6 protein-coding genes are annotated in these 8026 nt (G+C 64.8%); all 6 read right to left on the reverse strand.

Features of this window, described 5'->3' with window-relative positions; all coding sequences use genetic code 11:
• On the reverse strand, nt 1–964 hold a 964-nt coding region (locus tag AS156_RS09110), incomplete at its 3' end, for an IS481 family transposase (protein WP_066501212.1).
• Between the two features lie 327 nt (nt 965–1291).
• Nucleotides 1292–1918, reverse strand: coding sequence for a glutathione S-transferase family protein (locus tag AS156_RS09115; RefSeq protein ID WP_066502964.1), 627 nt, complete (start codon nt 1916–1918; stop codon nt 1292–1294).
• Between the two features lie 361 nt (nt 1919–2279).
• Nucleotides 2280–2873: a GNAT family N-acetyltransferase gene (locus AS156_RS09120; protein ID WP_066502968.1), complete on the reverse strand. Its 594-nt coding sequence runs from the start codon at nt 2871–2873 to the stop codon at nt 2280–2282.
• Nucleotides 2874–3225: 352 nt separating this feature from the next.
• Nucleotides 3226–5670: a penicillin acylase family protein gene (locus AS156_RS09125; protein ID WP_066502971.1), complete on the reverse strand. Its 2445-nt coding sequence runs from the start codon at nt 5668–5670 to the stop codon at nt 3226–3228.
• Between the two features lie 83 nt (nt 5671–5753).
• Nucleotides 5754–7256: a glycerol kinase GlpK gene (glpK, locus tag AS156_RS09130; protein ID WP_066502980.1), complete on the reverse strand. Its 1503-nt coding sequence runs from the start codon at nt 7254–7256 to the stop codon at nt 5754–5756.
• Between the two features lie 229 nt (nt 7257–7485).
• A partial coding sequence (locus AS156_RS44135; protein WP_245312653.1) for an SGNH/GDSL hydrolase family protein occupies nt 7486–8026 on the reverse strand: 541 nt, incomplete at its 5' end.

The raw sequence follows: 8026 nt of genomic DNA on the forward strand, positions 1-8026 counted from the left end.
TGTGGAGCCTCAAGAGGTTGTTCCCGGTCAATCCGAGTCTGCTGATCGGTGGCTTTGAGCCGATACTGCCATGAGGACGATGCCAGTTGTAGCAATGAAGCCATCGTGGCAACTCGGCTGCTCTTTCTGCTGAGGTGTTGTAGGCCTGCGCATAGGCCCATTCTCGTAGGCTGGTTTGAATGAAGCGTTCGGCCTTGCCATTGGTTTTGGGTGTATAGGGCCTGGTGCGGATGTGCTTGAGGCCGAGGCGCTTACACGCCCTTAGGAAGGCGAAGGATTTGTAGCACGCGCCGTTGTCGGTCATGACGCGCTGTACCTTCACGCCGAGGCTCACGTAGTAGGCCACGGCCGCCTTGAGGAAAGCGATGGCGCAACCCTTTCGCTCGTTCTTCATGACCTGGCTGAAAGCGATCCGTGACGCATCGTCGATGCAGACATGTACGTATTCCCAGCCTGGCCCTTGACGGCGAGAACGCAGATTGCTCGACCCATGTCGATCGCCGGTGATCCGATGGCCGATCCGATTGAACTTGCCGAGCTTTTTGATGTCTATGTGGATCAGTTCACCAGGATGCTGGCGCTCATAGCGCCGGATCGGCTCGGCCGGCTCCAGGGCAGCCAGCCTGTTCAAACCGAGTCGGCGCAGGATACGGCTGACGGTTGCTGCGGAGACCCCAACTTCGAGCGCGATCTGTTTGCCGGTGTGGCGCTGCCGGCGGAACGTCTCGACAGCGGCGCATGTGGCTGCCGGGGTTTGGCTTGGCAATGAATGAGGCCGCGAGGAACGATCCCGCAAACCATCGACGCCTAATGCGCGGAAGCGCTTGACCCATTTGGCGACCGTCTTTGCCGTCACATTGAATTGGAGCGCGGCTGTGGCCTTCGTCAGGCCGCCCTCGATCACGCTCCGCACCATCGCCTCTCGACCTTTCGGCGTCAAAGGCGCATTCTTGTGGATGTTCATCTGGTCTCTCCGGGGAACACTGAAGTTTCGCAACCTCAGCTTCCTCGGTTCAGACCAGATGGACAACCTCCTGAAAGCTCACAACTAGGGCGTCAGGCCTGCACGACTTCGCCGTCCGCCTTATGCGCACTCGTCAGTTGCGCAATCGGCGTCCACCGCATCTCACCGCAACACCCGTGACGATCGCGAAGCGCCCCTCAGGCGGGTGAGACAGGTAATTCATACACCGAATTTCACTTCTGATAAACAGAAATCTTTTACACGCGAGGGCTTGACGGATTTTGCTGAGTTGCCGGGTCGGGGTGATTTGTCGCACCTTCCGGCCGCCTATCCCTTCGGCGGCGCCAGCGGCTGAACGATCTCCTTGAACACCGGCAGCGCCTCGCAGCGCTCGGCGTGGGCCTTCAGCGCCTGGTAGCGATGGTCGAACAGATGCGGATGCGCCTCGCCGGTGAAGCGCAGTGCACAGGCCACCGCGATGTCGGAATGTCCGATGCGCTCGCCGAACAGGTAGGGCGTCGTGATCGTGCTGCGCTCCTTCTCCAGCGCATCCAGCGCACCCGTGATCTGCGCCTCGCAGCGATCGACCCAGAGCTTCAACTGCTCCTTGCGCAGCACGCTCTCATAGACAAGGCTCACCGACTTGTCGCCGAGCCCTGTCGCAATCGCGCAAATCCGGAACTGGTGCCGCCGTTCCTGCCCCTTCGCCGGCAGCATGGCGCGCTCAGTGCCAACGGTCTCGTCGAGATAGTCAAGGATCGCAGCGGAATCGATCAGCGCCTCGCCGTCGTCGAGCACCAGCGTCGGCACCCGCCGCAGCGGATTATAGGGCGCGATCAGCTCGGCATCGCCGAAGGTCGACCAGGGCTTGTGCTGGAAATTGAAGCCATAAAGCTTCAGCGCGATCGCCGTCCGGCGAACGAAGGGTGAGTCGTATTGGCCGATCAGGAACATGGTTGCACACATCGTCATTGCGCTTTGGGCAGCATCCTAGACAGGCTGCGCCCCGTTGCAACATGTTGAGTTATTCCGATGAAGCATCATAGCGGGGCTTGTCGTGGTAACGGACGACACAGAATCCTATTGACGACGCGGTCTGGCGATACATTCGGTGTCGTCCCTGCCTGGTGCGCAATTGCGCACGGGAGCAGGGACCCATAACCACAGGGTCGTGTAGTTGCGGAGGCTGTGGCCCCGGCGCAGCAAGACAACCGGCACTCGTGGTTATGGGTCCCGGGTCGCGCGGAGCCTGTCATCGGGCGGCGCTTCGCGCCGACCCGTTGGCTTGCCCGGGACGACAGCGGATGGCGTCCGCTCACTCAATCATCGGCACATGCCCCGCCGCGTCCCGCGGCATCGTCCCGTCGAGCCGCGGATCGTCCGCCACCTCGATCTGCCGCCGGAACGCGCGAAAGCCCGACCGCTGGTAGAACGCGACGGCCGCGGGATGATCGAAGGTGCAGGTGTGCACCGAGAGGCGGCTGATATCGCGCGACCAGGCGATGTCGAGCGCGCGGTTCATCAGGAACCGCGCGGCGCCGGTGCCGATCAATCTTGCGGTGACGCCGAAATAGAGCAGCTCGCACTGGCCGGCTTCGCTGAAATCGAGCTCAAGCAGGCCTTCGTCATGGCCATCCACGACCAGCGCGTAGGCCTCGACGTCGGGTGCTTGGATCCGCGCGGCGAGATCGGCGTCACTGAGCCCCACACGAGTGAACCATAGCCATTCCTCGCCGACGCGACGGTAGAGATCGCGGTACCAATCGGGCGTAGGCGGATCGGCCTTGCGCAGCCGCCAAGCCCCCGGCGGATCGTCGCGCCGTGGCGGAGACGCGGTCATCTCCAGATGGGTGACGACGGCGGCGATCTTGCCGGCGGGGATGTCCGAATAGCCGTCGGGCAGCAGCATCACGCGACCTCTGTTTCCATATTGCAGTCCGGAAATATCGGTGTGTCACGCCGCGGATGCAATGCAACGCCGAGCAACAATATTACGGATTTGTCAGTGGCCGTTCTCCGCGAATCCACCTGCAGGGGAAGTAGCGCGCGCGACGCCCGCCACACATTCACCGTCGTCCCTGCGAAAGCAGGGACCCATAACCACAGGGCGCAGGTATTGGGACGGCTGTGGCCACAGCGCAGCAAAGCAATTCGCTCTCGTGGTTATAGGTCCCGGGTCGCGCGGAGCCTGTCATCGGGCGCGCATTCGCGCGACCCGTTGGCTTGCCCGGGACGACGGCTGGGTGTTTGGCGACGTCCCCTCACCTCGGCGTCAGCGTGATGGCTTCCGCGGTCACGGCTTCCACCGCCGGGCGGCTGTAGAGCAGCGGGACGTACTGGCCGGTCGCCCACAGCGGCGCGAGGTCGCGGTAGTGGCCGCTGAAGGGATCGCCGGATTGACCCGGGGTGTTGATGGTGCGGCTCGCGTCCCAATTGCCGACATCGAGCACCATGCGGAACGAGGCGCCGGAGATCAGGTGATAGTCGGAGCGGCGGTAGGTGGCCGCGCGCGGTACGTTGGCGGCGCCGCCATAGGCAAGCGGGCCGACCTGCATCTGCGTCGCGGTCGCCTTGTCCGCGAGCGGCATCAGGGCGTGATTGAATTGCGCGACGTGCAGGCGATCCCAGCGCCAGGTCGAGACATCGGGCCCGAGCTTCGAGGCGACGTCGACGACGGCTTCACCCAGGCTGTCGCGCAGCACGCGGTCACGCTCCGCCGTGGGATTGCTGCCCAGCGCCGCATCGGGCTTTTCGAGATAGGCCACGATCGCGGAGATGCTCGAGGCCTCCGGCGCGATCAGGTCCGCCGCCTTCGGCGCGGTGGTCTTGAGCAACACCGGGCCGAGATGGTTTGCGATCCAGACCTCGTAGACCGCGGCCGCGGCGCTATCGGCCGCATCACGCGCGTCCCATGTCTTGAGCAGATCGAGGCCCTTCTTGACGTTGGCATCGTCAGACGTGAGCGGCTTGAGCAGCGCGAGCAGCCGGCGCCCCAGCATGCCGGTGTCGTCGTTCTGCAGGTCCATGGCGTCCGCCAGCGTCACCTTGCGGTTCTTCTCCAGCACCTCGGTGATGCGCTGCCAGCGCGCGCTGTCGGCCCATTCGAAGCCGACCCTGCGCTCGTTGACCGGATAATCCGCCGGCAGGTTCATCTGGTTGGCGGTGGCGATGAAGCCCTGCTTCGGCCGATAGGCCTTCGGCAGTTCGTCGAGCGAGAGAAAGCCCTGCCACTCGTAGCGGCCGTCGCCGGGCACCGGCATCAGCCCATCATAGGTGACGCGGCGCGGCGTCTTGCCGGCGGCGACCCAGCCGATATTGCCTGATGTGTCGGCATAGACCTGGTTCTCCGACGGTGCGCCCCAGCGACGCATCGCGGCGAGGAAGCCGTTCCAGTTCTTCGCAGTCATGTAGTCGGACGAGCCGAAATAGGCTGAAGTGCCCGGCTCGAACCAGATCGAGCGCACGGCGAACGCATGCTTCTTGCCGGCATCGACATAGATCACGGGGCCGTGGCGGGTAAACTGCAGCTCGAGGTCGCGATCCGCCTCGCCCTTCACCTGCTCCTTCTCGTGGACGATGCGCATGTCCTCCCAGCCCGAGCCGTAACGATACTGGTTCGGATTGTCCGGGTTGAGCTCGTAGACGTAGAGATCTTCCTGGTCGACGTTGAAGATGGTGAGGCCGAACGCGATGGTGTCGTTGTGGCCGATCGAGATGCCGGGCAGCGCCGGCTCGCCCGCGCCGATCACGGAGATGCCGGGCGCGTTGAGGCCGACGATGTAGCGCAGCGACGGCACCGAGTGCTCGCGATGCGGATCGTTGGCAAGGATCGGCCGTCCCGTCGCCGTGCGCTGTGGCGCGACCACCCAGTTGTTGGAGCCGATGGTGTCGCGCTGCTGGTCGGCCTCGGCGAGGAATGTGTCGGGATCATGCGCCAACGCGGCCTTCCGGTCCTTCGGCGCGGCGAACTTCACCGGCCGGGTGGCGAGGTCATAGGCCGCGAGCACGGCCTTCGGCACGCTGCAGGGATCGAGGCCGTCAGGGATCTTGGTGGTCCAGGCCGGCTCCAGCTTGACGCGGAAGCGATCGGCATCGAGGCCGGCTGCGCAGGCGACCAGCGAGCGCTTCACCTCGGAGGCGACATTGCGCGTGAGACCGTGGCTGCGGATGCGCACGACGTCCTCCGCCGACCACAAATCAGGCATGGTGCCCGCGATGCGGAACTCGATCGGCAGCGGACGCTTGCCGGCCCTGACATCGGCGACATACGCGTTGACGCCGGCGACGAACGCATCGGCATAGGATTTCGCCTTGGGGCCGTAGGCGGCCCATTCCGCCTTCATGTCGCCGCGATAGAGGAATTCGCGCAGCGCCTTGTCCTGCTCGACGTAGGCGGGGCCGAAATCCTTCGCCAGCAGGCCGAGCCCGCGCTTGCGCCAGAGATCGATCTGCCAGAGCCGGTCGCGCGCGGCGTTGAAGCCTTGCAGGAAGAACAGATCGTGCTCGTTGCCGGCATAGATGTGCGGGATGCCCCAGGCATCGACCAGGATCTGCCCCGGCGCCTTCAGCCCGGCGACGTCGGTCTTGACCTGGCGTGCGGAGGAGAGCGGGTTCTCCTTTTCACGTGCGACAGCTGATGAGGCCAGCAGCGTAGCGCAGATCGCGGCACTCAGCAGCTTGGTGACCCGGTTGATATCCGTGTTCATGTTGTTCTGTCTCCGATGTTGTTATTGTTGTTGATGAGGCGCGCGTCACGCAGGCCCCACAAGCGCGATAAGAGTGGATTGCGCTATTCCCCTTCGTCGCTTGCCAGCACGCCCTTCACGGCGCGGGCCCAGCCGGCCAGCTTGCGCTCGCGGGTGGCCTGGCTCATCGCGGGCTTGAAGCGGTGCTCGAGCCGCCAGTTGTCGGCGAATTTCATCGGCTCCGGATAGACGCCGGCCTCGAGGCCAGCGAGATAGGCCGCACCGAGCGCCGTGGTCTCCTGAATCATCGGGCGATCGACCGGGGCGTTGAGCAGATCGGCGAGGCGCTGCATGGTCCAGTCCGATGCGGTCATGCCGCCGTCGACGCGCAGCACGGTGTTGGCGGCATTCGCCTCCGGCCAGTCGGTGCGCATCGCGGCCCACAGATCGAAAGTCTGGTAGCAGACGCTCTCCAGCGTCGCATGCGCAAGCTCGGCCGGGCCGGTATTGCGGGTCAGCCCGAACAGCGCACCGCGCACGCGCGGATTCCAGTAAGGCGCACCCATGCCGACGAAGGCCGGCACCAGGTAGACGCTCTGCATGCTGTCGGACTTGTCGGCAAGAGGCCCGGTCTCGGCCGCATGCTTGATGATGCCGAGCCCGTCGCGCAGCCATTGTACGGCCGATCCGGCAACGAAGATCGAGCCCTCGAGCGCGTAGGTGCGCATGCCCCCCAGCTGATAGGCGATGGTGGTGAGCAGCTTGTTCTTCGAGGCCACCGGCGTCGTGCCGGTATTGAGCAGCGCGAAGCAGCCGGTGCCGTAGGTGGACTTCATCATGCCCGGCTCGAAGCAGGCTTGCCCGATGGTCGCGGCCTGCTGGTCGCCGGCGATGCCGGAGATCGCGATCGGTCCACCGAACAGATCGGCGATGCTCTCGCCGAAGCGGGCGGAGGAATCCTTTACCTCGGGGAGCATCGAACGCGGCACGCGCAGCAGGTTGATGAGATCGTCATCCCATTCGCCGGTGTGGATGTTGAACAGCAGCGTGCGGGAGGCGTTGGTGGCGTCGGTGGCGTGCACCTTGCCGCCGGTGAGCCGCCACAGCAGGTAGCAGTCGACCGTGCCGAACAGAAGCTCGCCGCGCTCAGCGCGTTCGCGCGCGCCCGGCACGTGATCGAGGATCCAGGCGACCTTGGTGCCGGAGAAATAGGGATCGATGATCAGGCCAGTCTTGGCCGAGATCGCGGGCTCGTGGCCCTCGGCCTTGAGCGCGGCACAGATGTCGGCAGTGCGGCGATCCTGCCAGACGATGGCGCGGTGCACGGCCTGCCCGGTGGCGCGGTCCCACACCACGGTGGTCTCACGCTGGTTGGTGATGCCGATCGCGGCGATGTCCTTCGCCTTCAGCCTGGCCTTCTCCAGCGCCTCGCGGCACACCATGATGGTCGAGGTCCAGATGTCCTCGGGCTCGTGCTCGACCCAGCCCGAAGCCGGAAAATGCTGCGGAAACTCCTGCTGCGCGACCGCGGCGATGGAGATGTCGCTGCGGAACACCATCGCGCGCGACGAGGTGGTGCCCTGATCGATGGCCAGCACGAAAGACATGAGCGTTTCCCCTGGGGCGTCCGAAGTGATTGTGTCGGGGCCAAAGGAGCGGATTACCGCAGGCGCGTCAAGCTGGGCGGGGCCGGCGACAGGACTTTAAGGCAGATGCTTTTCCCTCCGGGGTCATTGCGAGGAGCGAAGCGACGAAGCTATCCATTTATCGGCGCTCGCTGACAAATGAATTGCTTCGGTTCGCTCGCAATGACGGCTGCAGCGGGAGTGCGAGGCCCTACATCGGCCGATACGTCCGCACGTCGGCAGGGACGTTGACGCCGAGCTTGATCGCGCCGACCGAGCGGATGATGTCGTCGCCGAGCAGCTGCGCGAAGCAGGCGTAGCCCCAGTCGTTCATGTGCAGGCCGTCGGAGATGACGAAATCGTTGACCGGGATCGCCTGCTGCTCGTGCCAGTCGCGCATCACCTCGAAGCGCGGGAAGATGCCGACGTGACGCAGCGCGGCGATGCGCCTGAGCAGCTTCACCATGCCCCGCGCGCTTTCGGGACGCTCGGTGACGCGCGGCGAATATTGCGGATCGACCAGCACGACATCGGCGCCTCCGGCCTGGATGCGCGCCACGCCGTCTTCGACCTGCTGTCCGGTCTGGCCGGGATCGAGGTTGCGCAGCACCGCGTTGGTGCCGACCTGCCAGATCACGAGATCGGGGTGCACGTCGATCACCTGGGTCTGCAGCCGCTTCATCATCTCCGGCGCGTCCTCGCCGCCAATGCCGCGATTGACCACGGTGATGTCGGCGGAGGGATAGTGGCGG

The organism is Bradyrhizobium macuxiense (assembly GCF_001542415.1).
Lineage (GTDB): Bacteria > Pseudomonadota > Alphaproteobacteria > Rhizobiales > Xanthobacteraceae > Bradyrhizobium > Bradyrhizobium macuxiense.

What these genes read in the sequence shown, in the direction of transcription:
- AS156_RS09115 (WP_066502964.1), bottom strand. Translation starts at nt 1,918, where the DNA reads ATGTTCCTGATCGGCCAATACGACTCACCCTTCGTTCGCCGGACGGCG.
- AS156_RS09120 (WP_066502968.1), bottom strand. Translation starts at nt 2,873, where the DNA reads ATGCTGCTGCCCGACGGCTATTCGGACATCCCCGCCGGCAAGATCGCC.
- AS156_RS09125 (WP_066502971.1), bottom strand. Translation starts at nt 5,670, where the DNA reads ATGAACACGGATATCAACCGGGTCACCAAGCTGCTGAGTGCCGCGATC.
- glpK (WP_066502980.1), bottom strand. Translation starts at nt 7,256, where the DNA reads ATGTCTTTCGTGCTGGCCATCGATCAGGGCACCACCTCGTCGCGCGCG.